The organism is Frankia sp. KB5 (genome assembly GCF_002099325.1).
Taxonomy (GTDB): domain Bacteria; phylum Actinomycetota; class Actinomycetes; order Frankiales; family Frankiaceae; genus Frankia; species Frankia casuarinae.
Window position 1 is genome coordinate 49,443 of sequence record NZ_MRUJ01000022.1, and the last position, 17,461, is coordinate 66,903.

Consider the following 17,461-nt stretch of genomic DNA (forward strand, 5'->3'; position numbering starts at 1 on the left):
ATCAACCATCCGGCCTCCACCGGCGGCGTGGCGGGGTGACGAGAAGACCGGCGTGGCGGGGTGACGAGAAGACCGGCGTGACGAGAACTCAGYCCGCAGCCCGCGCGGCAAGGTCCTCGCCACGTTCCCGGGTCGACGGCTGGGCCGCTCCCGCGGCGGCACGATCCGCCAGGGAGGAGGCGACGGCGGCCTCGACCTTCGCCGCCTCCTCGGCGTGGCCGAGATGATCGAGTAGCATCGCCACCGAGGCGACGGTGGCCGTCGGGTCGGCGAGTTGCCTGCCGGCGATATCCGGGGCGCTGCCGTGCACGGGCTCGAACATGCTCGGGTGGACACCGGAGGGATCGAGGTTGCCACTGGCGGCCAGGCCGATCCCGCCGGTGATGGCCGCGCCGATGTCGGTGAGGATGTCACCGAACATGTTGTCCGTCACGACGACGTCGAACCGACCCGGATCGGTCACGAAGAACATCGAGGCCGCGTCCACGTGCTGGTAGTCGACGCGCACGTCGGGGAACTCGGGCGCCACCTCGGCCACGGTGCGCGACCACAGGTCGCCGGCCTTGGTCAGCACGTTGTTCTTGTGCACGAGAGTCAGGTGGCGACGCTCGCGTCGATCGGCCCGCCGGAACGCGTCGCGCACGACGCGCTCGACGCCGTACCGGGTGTTGAGGCTCTCCTCGGTCGCCACCTCATGGGGCGTCCCCTTCCGGAGCACACCCCCCGCGCCCGCGTACGGCCCCTCCGTGCCCTCCCGCACCACGATCATGTCGATGGCCGGATCTCCGGCCAGCGGCGAGCGGACTCCCGGATAGAGCCGCACCGGCCGGAGATTGACGTGATGGTCGAACTCGAACCGCAGCCGCAGCAGCAGGCCACGCTCGAGGACACCGCTGGGCACGCCGGGATCACCGACCGCCCCGAGCAGGATCGCGTCGTGACCGCGCAGTTCCTCCAGCACCGAGTCGGGCAGCGTCTCCCCGGTCTCGTGCCAGCGCCGGGCACCCAGGTCGTATTCGGTCGTGTCGACCTTGGGATGTACCGCGCGCAGCACCCGCAACCCCTCCGCCACCACCTCGGGGCCGATCCCGTCACCGCCAATCACCGCAAGCCTCATAGGCCGACTGTAGCGGCCGACCGCGGCCCCGCAGCGGTCCCACCCGGCCTGGCCCACCCGACCGGCGCCGATCCGGCACGGGGCCGGTCGGGGCCGCACGGGGCYGCTCACGACGGGCCGCCGCCCCGACGGCCGTCATCGTGCTCCCGAACGGCCGCGAACCACCCCCGAATGGCTGCTAACAGTAGCCATTCCATTACCTCAGTCCAACCTCAGCGCCGGAACGGCGCCTCACACCTCCGCATTCGATCACCTTGAGTAATCGTAGTGCACCACCTCGCCAAATAAAGTTCACCCTCGTTGTCGCTGGATTGATTTCCATCGGCCGACTCGGACTACTCGCACGCCTCGCGTCGGCACCCGAAAATCCTGGCGAGCAATGACCGTTTTGGCAACGGATCAACGAWGAACGACGCCTCCGGCGCCCAGAAATCGCCGATCTTGCGTCGGGGACACGGGAAGGACGATGAACGGCAATCTGACCGCTACCCGCCGGTCACACAAAAGAGCGCAGAATTCACAACTCCGGACGGTACTCGCACCCGGCATCGCGGCCGGATGGTAAGAAACTCACTTACAGGACAGGTGCGACGTGCTTCGATGCGAGGGGGTGCACGGCGCATGATTACTCGGCAGCGGACTCCCGCGGGACCTCCGTCCAGCGACCGCCCCGATGTCGGCGACGCGGCTGTTTCGTCCGGTGGCGTGGCCGAGGGCAGGACGCTGCCCGCGGCCGATGGGGCGGGTCCCCTCGGCCGGTTGAAGAACGGCGACGGCGGTGGGACGCGTGGCGACGACCGGCCCGACCTGCGCCGAATTCTCGCCGACCCCGACGAACCCATGCTGTTCTTCCAGCCGATCGTGGATCTGCAACGGGGGGTCATCGCGGGGTATGAGGCGCTCGCCCGCTTCCACAGCCACCCGGCCCACCCGCCCGACCTCGTCTTCGCCGAGGCGGACCGGCTCGGGCTCGCGGCCCAGTTGGAGGCCCGTGTCCTCGCCGCCGCGCTGGAGGCGCGTGACCGGCTTCCCGACCGCTGCTTCCTCGCGGTCAACGTCCTGCCCCATCTGCTCACCGCACCAGAAGTCACGGCAATCTGGCAGCGCGCGGACCTGCGGCGCCTGGTCCTAGAACTCAACGAGGCAGTCGACCTCGACGCCACCACCGGCCTGACGACCACCGCGGGCGCACTGCGCAACCTCGGTGCGTTCGTGGCGATGGACGACGTCGGCTCGGGCTATGCCGGGTTGCGGCAGCTGGCGCGGATCCRCCCCGACTTCGTCAAGCTGGACCGCTCGCTCGTAGTCAACGTGGACGACGACCAGGTCAAGATCGCCCTCACCGAGCTGGTCGGCACCTTCGCCAGCCGGCTCAACGCCTGGGTCATCGCGGAGGGGGTCGAGCGGTTCGACGAGCTCGGAATGCTGGTCGCGCTGGGGGTTCCGCTCGGCCAGGGATTCCTGCTCGGGCGTCCCTCCCGGGCCTGGCAGCAGCTCGACCCAACCGTGGCTAGGCGTATCCGCCAGTTCTCGGAACGCAGCAACCACGCCGCGAGCATCGAGAGCCTGATGGAACAGGTCACGATCAGCATAGGTGACTCCGGTCGGTGCGCCATGTCCGCGGACTGTCCGTCCTGTCCCATGAGCGCCGCCCGGAACCGGGACGGTCTCGCGGCCGGCGATGATCCGGCCGGACCGGACGGTGACCGGACGCCTCGAGCGACCGTCATCGTCTCCAACCGATGCCGACCGGTCRCCCTGCATCTGTCCGGCGGCCCGGGCGGCGGCACGGAACCGCGCCGTGTTCCCACGACGCTCTTCGCGCGGCCCGAGGAGCCGGTGACCGAGGTCGCGCGTCGCGCCATGACGCGGGCCCGGGCCAGCCGATTCGATCCCGTGATAATCGTGACCGAGATGGGGCGCCCACTCGGCCTGGTACGGATGGAGCGTCTGATGCTACGGCTCGCGGAAATGTCCACATGAGGCGAAACCGCTATTGGACCGCGCAGGCGCTCATGTCGCCGAGCCCAGCGGCCAGGAGCCATTCCGCGTCGGCAGAGATCATCGTCCGGCACCCGAGCATGAAGCAATTCTACTGTGGTGCGATCATGCACGACTGCGAGACGCGCATGATCGCCCCCACCGAAGACGATCTTCTCCGTTCCGTCGACACCCACGCGAGAGTTGATCATGGTATGACGGATATCCCGGAGTCGATGCTGGACGAGGTCCGCCAGAATATCCACGACGTGGAACCGGCGGACCACCACGACTAACCAGCGCCACCACCACGACCAGCCCGCGCGGGCACCGAACGGTCCCGGGCAGCCCGGTTCACGGCACTCACCACGGCCCGCAGGGACGCCGTCACGATGTTGGCGTCGATCCCGACTCCCCAGAAGATCCGGTCGTCGACGGCCACCTCGAGGTACGCGGCCGCTCGCGCATCCGCTCCCGAGCCCAGGGCGTGCTCGTTGTAGTCCAGAATCCGCACGGTCAGATCGCGGCTGGCGAGYGCCGTGACGAATGCGTCAATGGGGCCGTTGCCGGTTCCCGTGATCACCGTGTCGGCCCCCTGGAAACGGACCGAGACGGAGACCTCGTCCCGATCGCCCGACGCCGCCGTCGTCCGGGAGCCCAGCAGTTCGAGCGGGCCGGACCCCTCCGCGCCGTCCAGGAAGTACTCGCTGCGGAAAATCGTCCAGAGTTCCTCGGCCGTCACCTCGCCGCCCGCGGAGTCGGTGTGGCGCTGTACGACACCGGAGAACTCGATCTGCAGCCGGCGCGGCAGGTCCAGGGAGTGCTCGGACTTCAGCAGGTATGCCACCCCTCCCTTGCCGGACTGACTGTTCACCCGGATCACCGCCTCGTAGGAGCGGCCGACGTCCTTCGGGTCGATCGGCAGGTAGGGCACCTCCCAGCGGGTCTGGCCGGTGCGCTCCATGGCCTCGAAACCCTTCTTGATGGCGTCCTGATGGGAGCCGGAGAAGGCGGTGTAGACGAGGTCGCCRCCGTAGGGATGACGGGGATGGACGGGCAGTTGGTTGCAGTACTCCACCGCGCGTCGGATCCCGTCGATGTCCGAGAAATCGATCATCGGGTCGATCCCCTGCGAGAACAGGTTCATCCCCAGCGTGACCAGGCAGACGTTTCCGGTCCGTTCCCCATTGCCGAACAGGCAGCCCTCGACCCGGTCGGCGCCGGCCAGCACACCCAGTTCCGCCGCGGCGACCGCGCAGCCCCGGTCGTTGTGCGGGTGCAGGGACAGCACGACGGCATCCCGGCGGGTCAGGTTCCGCCCGACCCATTCGATCTGGTCGGCGTAGACGTTCGGGGTCGACATCTCGACCGTCGCCGGCAGGTTCAGCACGACCGGACGCTGCGGGGTCGGCGCCCACACGTCCATGACTGCCTCGCACACCTCCACCGCGTAGTCGAGTTCGGTGCCGGTGAACGACTCCGGGCTGTACTGCCAGCGCACATCGGTGCCGTCCAGTAGTTTCTCGGCGTACTGGGCACACCACCGAGCGCCCTGCACCGCGATCTCGGTCACCCCCGCCCGATCAAGACCGAACACCACCCGCCGCTGCAACGTGGATGTCGAGTTGTACAGGTGGATCAGCGCCCGGTCCGCGCCGACCAGCGACGCGGCCGTGCGCTCGATCAGGTCCTCCCGCGCCTGCGTCAGGACCTGGATGACGACGTCGTCCGGGATGCGATCTGATTCGATCAGCTGCCGGATGAAGTCGAAGTCGGTCTGGCTGGCCGCCGGGAACCCGACCTCGATCTCCTTGTACCCCATCGCCACCAGCAGCTCGAACATCTGCATCTTGCGGGCGGGGGTCATCGGGTCGATCAGTGCCTGGTTACCGTCGCGCAGATCGACACTGCACCATTGCGGGGCGCGAGTGATCGTCCGCTCGGGCCAGGCCCGGTCGGGAAGTGAGACGGGGACGAACGGACGGTACTTCTCGACCGGCATGCCGGACGGCTGCTGCGTGGTCATTCCTGCTCCTGCTTCCTCGAAGGAGTCCCCCGCGACCGTGATCACACGGTTCGCGACGTGGGTGACTGGATGCCGGAGGATCCGCGGAGAATCAGCAGAGGAGCGTCAGGTCGCACCTGGACGCTGGACCGCCGGATGGCGAGGATCCCGACGCTGACACACGAAAACACCGCGACGGGGAAGCCAGCTCAGGTATCAGGCCCCGCCGCGGCGGCTAAGGAGAAGCAGCGCACGCATCGCGCACCAACATTACCGGATGTTCGGCCGACCGCGAGGAAACTCCGGTGCCGCGACGGCGCCGGGGACACGGAACTGACCGCTGCGGGGCCGCAGGTCGTCGGTGCGCACGGTGCACACGGCCGCGTGCGCACCGAGCTGCCAGCTGGGTTCGGACGGGTAGATCGTGCCAACGGTGCGGTGCGGAGTGCTGTCGACGGTTCCGGGGAACTCGCGCAGTGCTCCGGCACAGCGCTCGTCCGTCACCTCGGCGACCACCGACGCGCCAGGCCAGCGATGGAAGAGCACCGCCAGGTCGACCATCCGGGTGACCTCGTCGATATGGGGCTCCCGGCAGCTCACCCGGACGGGCACCACCGGATCGACCGAGGCGGGCGAGCCCGCCGGATACGGGGTCCAGTTCAGGCAGTCACCCGGCCGCAGGGCCGCGAGCAGGTCCGGCCTGATCCCAAAGCCGGCGGGGGGACCGGTCAGCGTGCCGGTGGCAGCCGGTACGGCGGTCTGCTTGGTGGCCGCGGAGGACCCCGACGACGTGGTCGGCACCAGCCGTGCGGCGGTCGGGCTGGTCCGGTTCGCCGTCTGCCGCAGGGCGACGACGGTGATGGTGATCATCCCGACGATGATGGCCATGAACGTGACCATTCGCGCGATCTGGCGGGGGCGGCCCGGTGGTCTGGGCGGCGCCACCAGCCGATGGAAAAAGCCGGGCAGACCCCGGGAAGCTGGGACGACCTGACAGCGACTGGAAGCCGGCCGGCCGTGCTGCCGGCTGCGCTCGGCCGCGGACGGTTCGAGAAACCGGGCTCCGCGGACGAATCGCTCATCCAGGCGAAGCCCCTCGAACGGGTCCTGATGCCGCGACGCCATGCTAGCCACGGTAAACCCGGCACCACGACTACGGCGCGCGTTCCACGGAAAGATCACCTGGATCACGTCCCCACGCCACCGCTACCCGTACCCAATCGATCGCCTACCGTTGAGATCGCCCGCAGCTACCCCTGGTAAACCCCATCCAGCCCAGGTAATCCACGGCAACCCGAGGAACACCCCGGACCACCGAAGGCCCCCACGACTCCCCCCGCAAAATCGCCGAAGGTGCCTTTGCGGAGACCCCACACGGTGGCGAAGCCACCGTGTGGGGAAGGGGTCAGTCGCTGCTGATGCTTACGGCCCTGGCGTAGGAAGCGCCGATGATCTTCGCGATCTCGGCCAGGATGTCGGGGGCGACCGCGTCGTCGAGCGACAGCGACATCAACGCCTCGCCGCCGGCCTGCAGGCGGCTGACCTGCGCACTGGCGATGTTGATGTGCGCCTCGCCGAGCAGGGCACCGACCGCGCCGACGATCCCCGGCCGGTCCTCGTAGCGGAAGAACGCCAGATGCGCCTCGGGCCGGATGTCGACCTCGAACCCGTCGATCGCGGTGATCTTCTCGACCTGCCGCGAGCCGACAAGCGTGCCGCTCACCGACACGGGCGTGCCGTCGGCGAGGACTCCTCGCACAGTCACGAGGTTGTGATAGTCGGGGCTGTCCTCGGCGGTCTCCAAGGCCACGTCGACCCCGCGCTCCTTGGCCAGCAGCGGCGCGTTGACGTAGGTGACCTGCTCCTCGGTCACGTCGGTGAACACACCCTTGAGCACCGCGAGCTGCAACACCGAGACGTCGTGCACGGCGATCTCGCCACGCACCTCGACAGTGATCGCGGCGGCCAGGCTGCCCGCGAGGCCGGAGAAGAGCTGCCCGAGTTTCTCCGCGAGCGGAAGACCCGGCCGGAGGTCCTCGGCCACGACGCCACCGGCCTGCACGTTGACCGCGTCGGGCACGAACTCGCCCTGCAGCGCCAGCCGCACCGAGCGGGCGACGGCGAGCCCGGCCTTGTCCTGCGCCTCCTGGGTGGACGCGCCAAGGTGGGGGGTGACGACGACGTTGTCGAGCCCGAACAGCGGGGAGGCCGTCGTGGGCTCCTTGGCGAAGACGTCGATGCCCGCACCGCCGACCTGACCGGAGCGGACCGCCTCGGCGAGCGCCGCCTCGTCAACGAGGCCGCCGCGCGCCGCGTTGACGATGATGACACCGGGCCTGGTCCGGGCCAGCTCGTCGGTGCCGATCAGACCGAGCGTCTCCGGCGTCTTGGGCAGATGGATCGTGATCACGTCACTCTGCCGAAGCAGCTCGTCGAGGTCGACGAGGGTCACGCCGTGCTGCGCGGCACGGGCCACCGACACGTACGGGTCGTAGGCGATGACCTTCATCCCGAAGCCGGCGAGCCGCTGCGCCACGAGCACGCCGATCCGCCCGAGGCCGACGACGCCGGCCGTCTTCTCCACGAGTTCGACACCGACGTACTTCGAGCGCTTCCACTCGCCGCCGCGCAGTGCCTCGCTGGYCGCGGGAACCCGCCGGGCGACGGCGAGCAGCAGCGCGATCGCATGCTCGGCCGCACTGACGATGTTCGACTGCGGCGCGTTGACCACCATGACACCGCGCTGGGTGGCGGCGGCGACGTCGACGTTGTCCAGCCCGATGCCGGCCCGGGCGACGACCTTGAGCTTTCCCGCGGTGGCGAGCACCTCGGCGTCGATCTTGGTGGCCGACCGGACGATCACGGCATCGACGTCGGCGATGGCGGGCAGCAACGCGGACCGGTCGGCACCGTCAACGTGACGAACCTCGAAGTCCCCGGACAGCACCTCCAGCCCGGCCGGTGAGAGCTCCTCGGCAACGAGTACGACAGGCACTGGACCTCTCCTAGCGACCTCGGGTCAGACCGGGAGGCGACGCGGAACGAGGCGTGATCACGTGGCCTTCGGCCTGGCGATGATGAACGTGGATACTGCGGACACCGCACGAGGCGGCGGGCCCAGCCTACCGACGCCCGCCGTGGACTCCGAGCCCTTTCCGCCGACCGACGGCGACGGCGTGCCCGGCACCCGGACGGGGACGRCCCGCACCCGGGGACGGCGGCAGCGCACCACGGCCGCCCCCGAGAGGGCACGATCCGCCCGACGACCCGCGGGACCTACCTGGCGATCCAGAAATCAGGCGATCCAAGACATCATCGGCCGGAGCTTCGCGCCGACCTGCTCGATCGGGTGCTGCTTGCCCTCCGCCACGAGCTTGGTGAAATTCGGCCGACCGTTGTCGTCTTCGGCCACCCACTCGCGAGCGAACGCGCCGTCACGGATCTCGTCGAGGATCTTGCGCATCTCGGCCTTCACGGCGGGGGTGATGACGCGCGGGCCACGCGTGACATCGCCGTACTCCGCGGTGTCCGAGATCGAGTACCGCATCTGGGAGATGCCGCCCTCGTACATCAGGTCGACGATGAGCTTGAGCTCGTGCAGGCACTCGAAGTAGGCGACCTCCGGGGTGTAGCCCGCCTCGACGAGGGTCTCGAAGCCGGCCTGCACGAGCGCGCTGGCGCCGCCGCAGAGCACGGCCTGCTCGCCGAACAGGTCGGTCTCGGTCTCCTCGGTGAAGGTGGTCCTCAGCGCACCGGCCCGGGTGCCACCGATGCCCTTGGCGTAGGCCAGCGCGACGGCCAGCGCGTTGCCGCTCGCGTCGGCCTCCACCGCGACGAGGACGGGAACGCCCTTGCCCTCCTCGAACACCCGCCGCACCAGGTGACCCGGCCCCTTCGGAGCGACCATGAACACGTCGACGCCGGCCGGCGGCTCGATGAGCCCGTAGCGGATGTTGAAACCGTGCCCGAACGCCAGCGCCTTGCCCGCGGTGAGGTGCGGGGCGATGGACTCCGCGTAGATCGTGCGATGGGTGGTGTCCGGAGTGAGCAGCATGATGATGTCGGCCTCGGCGGACGCCTCCGCCGGAGTGRGGACCCGCAGGCCCTCTTCCTCGGCCCTGGCCCGGCTGCGGCTGTCCGCCGGCAGGCCGACCCGCACGTCGACGCCACTGTCGCGCAGGTTCAGCGCGTGCGCGTGGCCCTGGCTGCCGTAGCCGATGACGGCGACCTTACGGTCGGCCAGGACGTCCAGCGAGGCGTCGTCGTCGTAGTAGATCTCGACCATCGTGGGGAATCTCCTCGTTGAGTGGATGGGAAAAAGACGCGCGACGGTCCCGGTCAGGCCGGACGGTCGACTGCTCGCAGGCTGCGATCGGTGATCGAACGCGATCCGCGGCCGAGTGCCACCAGGCCGGACTGGACCAGTTCCCGGATTCCGAACGGCTCCAGCATGCGGATGAGGRCGTCCAGCTTGTCGCGGGTTCCCGTCGCCTCGATGGTGACGGCGTCCTGGGCGACGTCGACCACCTTGGCACGGAACAGGGCGACCGTCTCGAGGACCTGGGATCGCACCGACAGGTCGGYGCGCACCTTCACGAGCATCAGCTCACGTTGCACCGAGGCGGAGGTGTCCATCTCGACGATCTTCAAAACATTGATCAGCTTGTTGAGCTGCTTGGTCACCTGTTCCAGCGGCAGGTCCTCCACGACGACGACGATCGTCATCCGGGAGATGTCAAGCTGCTCGGTCGGCCCGACCGCGAGTGACTCGATGTTGAACCCGCGCCGGGAGAACAGGCCCGAGACCCGGGCCAGCACCCCGGGCTTGTTCTCCACCAGCACGGACAGGGTATGGCGGGTCATCAGATGTTCACCTCGGCGTCGCCGGAGTAGTCGAAGTCCGGCGCGGTGTCGCGCGCGATGCGGATGTCGTCGTTGCTGGCGCCGGCGGCGACCATCGGCCACACCATGGCGTCGGGATGCACGACGAAGTCCACCACGACCGGGGCGTCGTCGATCGCCATCGCCTTCTCGATCGTCGCGTCGACATCCGCCGCCGTCTCGCAGCGCAGCCCGACGCAGCCCAACGCCTCGGCCAGCCGGACGAAGTCGGGCACCCGCACCCTCCTGGACGCCCCTGAGCCCCGCCCAGACGCCCCTGCGCCGCCGGTCCGCGGGGAGTCCKGGTGCGTCCCGAGCTCCGTGTTGGAGTACCGCTTGTCGTAGAAGAGGGTCTGCCACTGGCGGACCATGCCGAGCGACCCGTTGTTGATGACGGCAACCTTGATCGGGATTCCCTCCAGCGCGCAGGTCGCAAGCTCCTGGTTGGTCATCTGGAAGCAGCCGTCACCGTCGACGGCCCACACCGTGGCGTCGGGGCGGCCGACCCTGGCGCCCATCGCGGCCGGCACGGCGTAGCCCATCGTGCCGGCGCCGCCGGAGTTCAGCCAGGTGTAGGGGTTCTCGTAGGAGATGAACTGCGCGGCCCACATCTGGTGCTGCCCGACGCCGGCGGCGAAGATGGTCTCCGGTCCCGCGATCTTCCCGAGCCGCTCGATGACGTACTGCGGGGCCAGCGAGCCGTCAGCCGGCTGGTCGTAGCCCAGCGGGTAGGTCCGGCGCCAGCCGTCCAGCGTCCGCCACCAGGCGGCGAGGTCCGGCCGCTCCTCCAGGACGAGCGCGGCGACGAGCTCGTTGATCACATCACGGCAGTCACCGACGATCGGTACGTCCGCGGTCCGGTTCTTGCCGATCTCGGCCGGGTCGATGTCGGCGTGAATGACCGCGGCACCRGGCGCGAAGGAGGACAGCCTGCCGGTCACCCGGTCATCGAAGCGGGCCCCGAGAGTGATCAGCAGATCCGCCTTCTGCAACGCGGTCACCGCGGCGACCGACCCGTGCATGCCGGGCATGCCCAGGTGCTGGGGATGGGAGTCGGGGAAGGCGCCGCGGGCCATGAGGGTGGTGACCACCGGGATGCCGGTGAGCTCCGCCAGTGTCCGCAGCTCCGCGGCAGCGCGGGCCCTGAGCACTCCCCCACCGATATAGAGCACCGGACGCCGGGCAGCACTGATCATCTTCGCCGCCTCCCGCACCTGCTTGCCGTGCGGGCGGGTGACCGGACGATAACCGGGCAGGTCGAGAGCCGGCGGCCAGACATCGTGCGGCAGCACGGAGGTGGCCGACTGCAGGATGTCCTTGGGCAGGTCGACGAGCACCGGTCCGGGCCGGCCCGTCGCCGCCAGGTGGAACGCCTCCGCGATGATCCGCGGGATGTCGTCGGCGGACTGGACCAGGAAGTTGTGCTTGGTGATCGGCAGGGTGATGCCGCAGATGTCCGCCTCCTGGAAGGCGTCGGTCCCGATCGAGGGACTGGGGACCTGCCCGGTGACGGCCACGATCGGCACCGAGTCCATGTAGGCGTCGGCGATCGGAGTCACCAGGTTGGTCGCCCCCGGCCCCGACGTCGCCATGCACACCCCGACCCRCCCGGTGGCCTGCGCGTACCCCTCGGCCGCATGACCCGCGCCCTGCTCGTGCCGGACAAGGACATGTCGCACCCGGGTGGAGTCGAACAGTGGATCATATGCGGGCAGGATCGCGCCGCCGGGGATGCCGAAGACCACATCGGCTCCGACCGCTTCAAGGGAGTGGACGAGCGACTGGGCTCCGGTGATCTCTCGTGTCATCTGGTCGTCTTCCTTGACAGGCCGGGGATGTACGTGGCACGTGGCAATCTCGGCTGGCACTGCGGGACCGGCGGGACCGGGCCCGCCGGGCACGGCTCTGCCAGCTGAGCACGACCACGCAGGCTTGGCACGAGGCAGTGCTCACTGCACGAAAAAGCCCCTCGTGCCGAGGCACTGAGGGGCGGCGCACAGGTCGACGTCGTCGACTATGCACGCTCTGAGCGTACGAGAATCCCGAGATGCACGGTTCTACCCTGCCGGAGTTCCAGCCCCACGTCAAGCATCGCCGGGCACCGGGTCCAGCCAGGCACCGGGTCCAGCCAGGACCGGGTCCAGCCAGGTCATTGCCCGCCGGAGCCGGGCGCACCGATCTGGCCACCGTCCAACGCGGTGAGGAACCTGGCCGCGACCGGCGCGGCCGTCTCCGCGCCGAAGCCGCCGTCCTCGACGACCACCGCGAAGGCCACGTCGCCCCGGTAGCCGACGAACCACGCATGGGTCGGCGGCGGGTTGCCGTCCTTGTACTCGGCGGTGCCGGTCTTCCCGAAGACCTCGCCGGGCATCGGGACCTTCGCGGCGGTGCCCTCGGTGACGACCGCCCGCATGAAGTCCCGCAGCGGGGGCAGCACCACGGGCGGGATGGGGTTGCTGCGCGCCGACTGGCCGACGACGAACGGCTGGTGCCAGGTACCGCTCGCGACCGCCGCGGCGACGCTCGCCATCTGCAGCGGGGAGACCTCGATGCGGGCCTGGCCGATCGACGCCGACGCCGACTCGACCGCGTCACGCGGGGTCGGGAAGGTCCCCCCGACGCTGGCGATATCCAGCGGTGGTCGGCCGTCGAAGCCGTAAAGCTGGGCGGCCTTCTCCAGCGCGCCGTCCGGGAGTGACTCCTCCAGCCGGATGAACGCGGTGTTGCAGCTCCTGGCGAACGCGGTCCGCAGCGGGATGGGGCCGAACTGCTCGGACTCGGCGTTCTGGAAGGTCCGACCGCCGACGCTGACCGTCTGGGTGCAGTCCAGGGGCATGTCCGGCGCCTTGCCGTTCATCAGCGCGGCGGTGGCCGTCACGATCTTGAAGGTGGAACCCGGTGGGTACTTGCCCCGGACAGCCCGGCTCGACCCGCTGGGCGGATGGTTGGCCAGGGCCAGGATGGCGCCGGTACGAGTGTCGATCGCGACCATCGCCCCGGTCGGGCGGGCCGCGGTGGCCAGGGCCGCCTCGGCGGCCTGCTGGACCCGCAGGTCGATCGTGGTACGGATCGCCTCGCCGTCGGTCATCGGATAGGTGTGCAGCGTCTGCACGGTCGCGTTCTTCGCATCCCGCACGACGACCGCGCCGCCCTGCGCCCGCAGCCGGTCGTCGTACACCCGCTGCAACCCGGACAGCGGCGCCGTCCGACCGACGAGGTTGCCCGCCAGGTCGGAGGAGTCCCGTAGGGGCTGGCCCGCCACGTCGAGCAGGTCCCCCCGCTTACCGGTGGAGGCGGTCCGGTCCAGGTGCAGCCCTGGGCGCAGGGCCGGATGCACCGAGACCGGATCAGCCTTCACCCGCCACCCGCCGCCGGTCGAGACGAGATGCAGCGCCCCGGTGTACTCCAGCGGCGTCGGCAGACCAGAGAGCGTGAGCCTGGCCAGGTACGGCACGGTCGCCGTCTCGCCGCTGCGGCTGATCGCGCCCGGGGTAAACGTAGCCGCTGTGACGAGCAGGCGGTCACGCACCTCGGCCATCGTGCCCACCAGGCGCGCGACGTCGATGCTCCCGGGCGTGGAGACGGCGGCGACAGCCGCGGAGCCGGGGGTCGCCGTCCCACCGGAAGTCGTCAGCGTCCGCCAGCCGGCCAGGTAGGAGTCGGCCGCARCCTGGACCTTCCGGTCGGCGGCGCGGTCGGCGGCGCGGTTGTTCAGGACGTAGCCGACACCGCCGGCGACGGCCAGCAGGACGACGACGACCGCGACGATGATCGCCGTCCGGCGGCCCCGACCCCGACGGCGGGAGGTTGACGCGGTGAAGCCGGAAGGTGTAAGGGGCACGGCGGCACGCTCTCCCCTCGATCGTGACACCCCGATGGGAGACCCACCCTATGGAGGCCTCCGGCCCTTCGCATCCGACGCRCCGTACGACGTCGGCAACCCGACACGCGGGTCCGACACGGCGGGAGAACGTGGTCCTCCCGAGCTCGGATCACGGAGAGGCAACCCACGGCGCGGGGGACGGCGGCGACCGGTCGGACGTTTCTTGAACGAATGGCGCTAAAATCTGCGAATCATCTTGAATACGACAAATCGGGGATCGGCCGGGAAGCCGAAGGCCGGGAAGCGATGTCAGGAGACGCCGAGGCGCTCCAGCAGCAGTCGCCGCACGGCCGCCGCGTCCGCCTGGCCCTTCATCGCCTTCATCACCGCGCCCACCAGCGGACCGACGGCGTTCACCTTGCCACCGCGGACCTTCTCGGCGATGTCGGGGGCACCGAGGAGCGCCGCGTCGACGGCCGCGGTGAGCGCGCTGTCGTCCGCGACGATCGCCAGCCCACGGCCGGCGATCACCTCGTCGGGCGTGCCCTCACCGGCGAGCACCCCGTCGATGACCTTGCGGGCCAGCGCGTCGGTGAGCTCGCCCGCGGCCACCAGCGCGGTGATCCGGGCGACGTCGGTCGGGGTGATCTTAAGATCGCGAGGCTGGAGACCGGCGTCCGAGGCGCGCCTGGCCAGCTCGTTGAGCCACCACTTGCGGGCGGTCGCCGGGGCCGCGCCGGCGGCGATGGTCTCCTCGACCAGGTCGAGGACCGCGGCATTGCGCAGGTCCTGCAGGTCCCGCGCGGTGTAGCCGTGCTCGGCGATCAGCCGGGCCCGGCGCGCCGCGGGCAACTCCGGCAGGCCGGCCCGCAGCCGCTCGACGTATTCCGCGGGCAGGGCCAACGGGGTGAGGTCAGGCTCCGGGAAGTACCGGTAGTCGGTGGCCTCCTCCTTGGAGCGACCCGACGAGGTGCGGCCCGACGCCTCGTCGAAGTGGCGGGTCTCCTGGATGATGCGCTGGCCGTCGTCGAGCAACGCGGCCTGCCGGGTGGTCTCGTAACGCACCGCGCGTTCCACCGACCGCAGCGAGTTGAGGTTCTTCGTCTCGCTGCGGGTGCCGAAGGGAGCGTCCGGGTCGCCGGGCGCCGGCCGCGGGCGCAGCGAGACGTTGGCGTCGCAGCGCAGCGATCCCTGCTCCATCCGGACGTCGGAGACCCCGAGCGCCCGGATCAGCTCCCGCAACTCGTCCACGTAGGCCCGGGCCACCTCGGGGGAACGCACGTCCGGTTCAGTCACGATCTCCACGAGCGGGATGCCGGCCCGGTTGTAGTCGACCAGCGAGTGGGTGGCGCCGTGGATGCGGCCGGTGGCGCCGCCGACGTGCAGCGACTTGCCGGTGTCCTCCTCCATGTGCACCCGGGTGATGCCCACCCGGTGCACCTCGCCCTCGACCTCCACGTCGAGCCAGCCGTTCGTGCACAGCGGCTCGTCGTACTGGCTGATCTGGAAGTTCTTCGGCATGTCGGGATAGAAGTAGTTCTTGCGCGCGAACCGGCACCACGACGCGATCTCACAGTGCAACGCGAGTCCGATCATGACCGCGAAGCGCACCGCCGCCTCGTTCACCACCGGCAGGGAACCCGGCAGCCCGAGGCACACCGGGCAGACCTGCGTGTTGGGCTCGGCACCGAAGGCCGTCGCGCAGCCGCAGAACATCTTGGAAGCGGTGCCGAGTTCGACGTGCGTCTCCAATCCGATCACCGGCTCGTAGCGGGCCAGAACGTCGGAGTAGGACGGCAGCGCGCCGGCGGGAGCCACTGTGCTCACCGGATGAACTCCTCATGGGTCGCTGGGTGGGCGGGTGTCGCGGACGTGCACGTAGGTGAGGAACACCGCGGCCGGTAGGCCGAGCACTCCCCAGACGAGCAGGACCGGGTTGAGCGTGGCGATGCCGAGACCCAGCACCAGCACGGTGAGCAGCCACACCACGCCCACCAGGAACCGGTCCTGCCGGCCGCTGCGCAGACTCACCATCGCCGTTTCCTTCCCTTCCCTCGCGGTCGGCGGCCCGTCACCGCGGCCGCCACACCCGGAACACGGATGACCCGCGAGAGCGCCGGGCGCCCGCTCACAGCGCCGGGACCTCGTCGAGCAGCGGATGGCCGCGTTCGACGTCCAACGCCTCCTCCAGCGCCCCGCCGACCCGGTAGAGCCGGTCATCGGCGAACGGCGGCGCCATGATCTGGATACCCACCGGCAGCCCGTCCACGAGCCCGGACGGCAGGCTCATCGCCGGGCCGCCCGCGAGGTTGGACGGGATCGTGCACAGGTCCGACAGGTACATGGCCACCGGATCGTCGACCTTCGCGCCCAGCGGGAAGGCCGGTGTCGGGGTGGTGGGCGAGACCAGGACGTCGACCTGCTCGAACGCGGCGGTGAAGTCGCGGCTGATCAGCGTACGGACCTTCTGCGCCTGGCCATAGTAGGCGTCGTAGTACCCCGAGGACAGGGCATAGGTGCCCAGGATGATCCGCCGCTTCACCTCCGGGCCGAAGCCGGCTTCGCGGGTGCGGCTCATGACCTCCTCGGCCCCGGCCCGACCGTCGTCGCCGATCCGCAGCCCGAAGCGCATCGCGTCGAAGCGAGCCAGGTTCGACGAGCACTCGCTGGGCGCGATCAGGTAATAGGCGGGCAGCGCGTAGCTGAAGTGCGGGCAGCTCACCTCGACGACCTGGGCGCCCAGGCCCGTCAGCGCCTCGACCGCGGCGGCGAAGGCGGCCTCGACCCCCGGGTCGTATCCGTCGCCGGCGAACTCGCGGACCACACCGACCCGCATACCGCGGATGTCGCGCTGCCGTGCCGCCGCCACGACCGCGGGAACCGGCGCGTCGACGCTCGTGGAGTCCAGGGGATCGTGGCCGGCGATCGCGGCGTGCAGCAACGCCGCGTCGGTCACCGTGCGGGCCAGCGGGCCGGCCTGGTCCAGCGAGCTGGAGAAGGCGACCAGCCCGTAGCGGCTGACCCCGCCGTAGGTGGGCTTGACCCCGACCAGACCGCAGAGGGCGGCCGGCTGACGGATGGAACCGCCCGTGTCGGTGCCGAGGGCAAGCGGCGCCTCGAAGGCGGCGACGGCCGCGGCGCTGCCGCCGCTGCTGCCGCCGGGGATGCGGGTGACGTCCCAGGGGTTGCGGGTCGGCCCGAACGCCGAGTTCTCGGTCGACGAGCCCATGGCGAACTCGTCCATGTTGGCCTTACCCAGCAGGACGACGTCCGCGGCCCGCAGCCGGCTCACCACCGTGGCGTCGTACGGGGGGTGCCAGCCCTCGAGGATGCGGCTGCCGCAGGTGGTGGGCATCCCTCGGGTGGTGAAGACGTCCTTGAGCGCCAACGGCACCCCGGCGAGCGGCCCGAGGCGCTCCCCGGCCGCGCGCCGGTCGTCGACCGACCGGGCCGCGGCGAGCGCGCCGTCGGCGTCCACGTGCAGGAAGGCGTGGACGGTCTCGTCGACCTTGGCGATGCGGTCCAACGCCGCCCGGGTCGCCTCGACGGCACTCAGCCTGCCGACGGCGATCGCGGCCGCCGTCGCGGCGGCGGACAGGCGCACGACGTCAGTCGTGCCGGGAGGTGTCGGGTTCTCCGTCATGTTCTCCGTCAT

At 70.1% G+C, this 17,461-nt stretch carries 13 protein-coding genes; 2 read left to right on the top strand and 11 right to left on the bottom strand.

The window, feature by feature from the left end; translation table 11 throughout:
* Positions 1 to 88: 88 nt before the first annotated feature.
* Positions 89 to 1,117: a 3-isopropylmalate dehydrogenase gene (locus KBI5_RS02670; RefSeq protein ID WP_085014227.1), complete on the bottom strand. Its 1,029-nt coding sequence runs from the start codon at positions 1,115 to 1,117 to the stop codon at positions 89 to 91.
* A gap of 621 nt (positions 1,118 to 1,738) precedes the next feature.
* On the opposite strand from KBI5_RS02670, the gene KBI5_RS02675 reads away from it, so the two are divergent.
* Both KBI5_RS02675 and KBI5_RS02680 read left to right on the top strand, forming a co-directional pair.
* Positions 1,739 to 3,100, top strand: a complete 1,362-nt coding sequence (locus KBI5_RS02675; RefSeq protein WP_085014217.1) for an EAL domain-containing protein — start codon at positions 1,739 to 1,741, stop codon at positions 3,098 to 3,100.
* Between the two features lie 98 nt (positions 3,101 to 3,198).
* Positions 3,199 to 3,393 (top strand): DUF1059 domain-containing protein, encoded by a 195-nt coding sequence (locus KBI5_RS02680; protein WP_035731278.1) that lies wholly within the window; start codon positions 3,199 to 3,201, stop codon positions 3,391 to 3,393.
* On the opposite strand, the gene leuA is transcribed toward KBI5_RS02680, so the two are convergent.
* The 10 genes from leuA to gatA form a co-directional block, all read right to left on the bottom strand.
* Positions 3,390 to 5,123, bottom strand: coding sequence for a 2-isopropylmalate synthase (gene leuA / locus KBI5_RS02685; RefSeq protein ID WP_011438011.1), 1,734 nt, complete (start codon positions 5,121 to 5,123; stop codon positions 3,390 to 3,392). The genes KBI5_RS02680 and leuA overlap by 4 nt on opposite strands.
* Positions 5,124 to 5,372: 249 nt before the next feature.
* A complete protein-coding gene (locus tag KBI5_RS02690; RefSeq protein ID WP_232235001.1) occupies positions 5,373 to 5,990 on the bottom strand; it encodes a septum formation family protein in 618 nt (205 codons plus the stop codon).
* A 517-nt stretch (positions 5,991 to 6,507) separates the two neighbouring features.
* The gene (gene serA, locus KBI5_RS02695; RefSeq protein ID WP_085014218.1) at positions 6,508 to 8,097 is read right to left on the bottom strand and encodes a phosphoglycerate dehydrogenase; all 1,590 of its coding nucleotides are present in this window, start codon (positions 8,095 to 8,097) and stop codon (positions 6,508 to 6,510) included.
* A 300-nt stretch (positions 8,098 to 8,397) separates the two neighbouring features.
* The gene (gene ilvC, locus KBI5_RS02700; RefSeq protein WP_085014219.1) at positions 8,398 to 9,387 is read right to left on the bottom strand and encodes a ketol-acid reductoisomerase; all 990 of its coding nucleotides are present in this window, start codon (positions 9,385 to 9,387) and stop codon (positions 8,398 to 8,400) included.
* Between the two features lie 53 nt (positions 9,388 to 9,440).
* Positions 9,441 to 9,965 (bottom strand): acetolactate synthase small subunit, encoded by a 525-nt coding sequence (gene ilvN, locus KBI5_RS02705; RefSeq protein WP_085014220.1) that lies wholly within the window; start codon positions 9,963 to 9,965, stop codon positions 9,441 to 9,443.
* Complete coding sequence (locus KBI5_RS02710) at positions 9,965 to 11,929, bottom strand: acetolactate synthase large subunit (RefSeq protein ID WP_085014221.1); 1,965 nt, start codon at positions 11,927 to 11,929, stop codon at positions 9,965 to 9,967. Before KBI5_RS02710 ends, ilvN begins: the two co-directional genes overlap by 1 nt.
* Before the next feature lie 203 nt (positions 11,930 to 12,132).
* Positions 12,133 to 13,824 carry a penicillin-binding transpeptidase domain-containing protein gene (locus tag KBI5_RS02715; protein ID WP_085014222.1) on the bottom strand — a complete coding sequence of 564 codons (1,692 nt, stop codon included), beginning with the start codon at positions 13,822 to 13,824 and terminating at the stop codon, positions 12,133 to 12,135.
* Positions 13,825 to 14,115: 291 nt separating this feature from the next.
* Complete coding sequence (gatB, locus tag KBI5_RS02720; RefSeq protein ID WP_011438018.1) at positions 14,116 to 15,633, bottom strand: Asp-tRNA(Asn)/Glu-tRNA(Gln) amidotransferase subunit GatB; 1,518 nt, start codon at positions 15,631 to 15,633, stop codon at positions 14,116 to 14,118.
* A gap of 12 nt (positions 15,634 to 15,645) precedes the next feature.
* On the bottom strand, positions 15,646 to 15,840 hold the full coding sequence (locus KBI5_RS02725) for a hypothetical protein (RefSeq protein ID WP_011438019.1): 195 nt from the start codon (positions 15,838 to 15,840) through the stop codon (positions 15,646 to 15,648).
* Between the two features lie 94 nt (positions 15,841 to 15,934).
* The gene (gene gatA, locus KBI5_RS02730) at positions 15,935 to 17,461 is read right to left on the bottom strand and encodes an Asp-tRNA(Asn)/Glu-tRNA(Gln) amidotransferase subunit GatA (RefSeq protein WP_235462914.1); all 1,527 of its coding nucleotides are present in this window, start codon (positions 17,459 to 17,461) and stop codon (positions 15,935 to 15,937) included.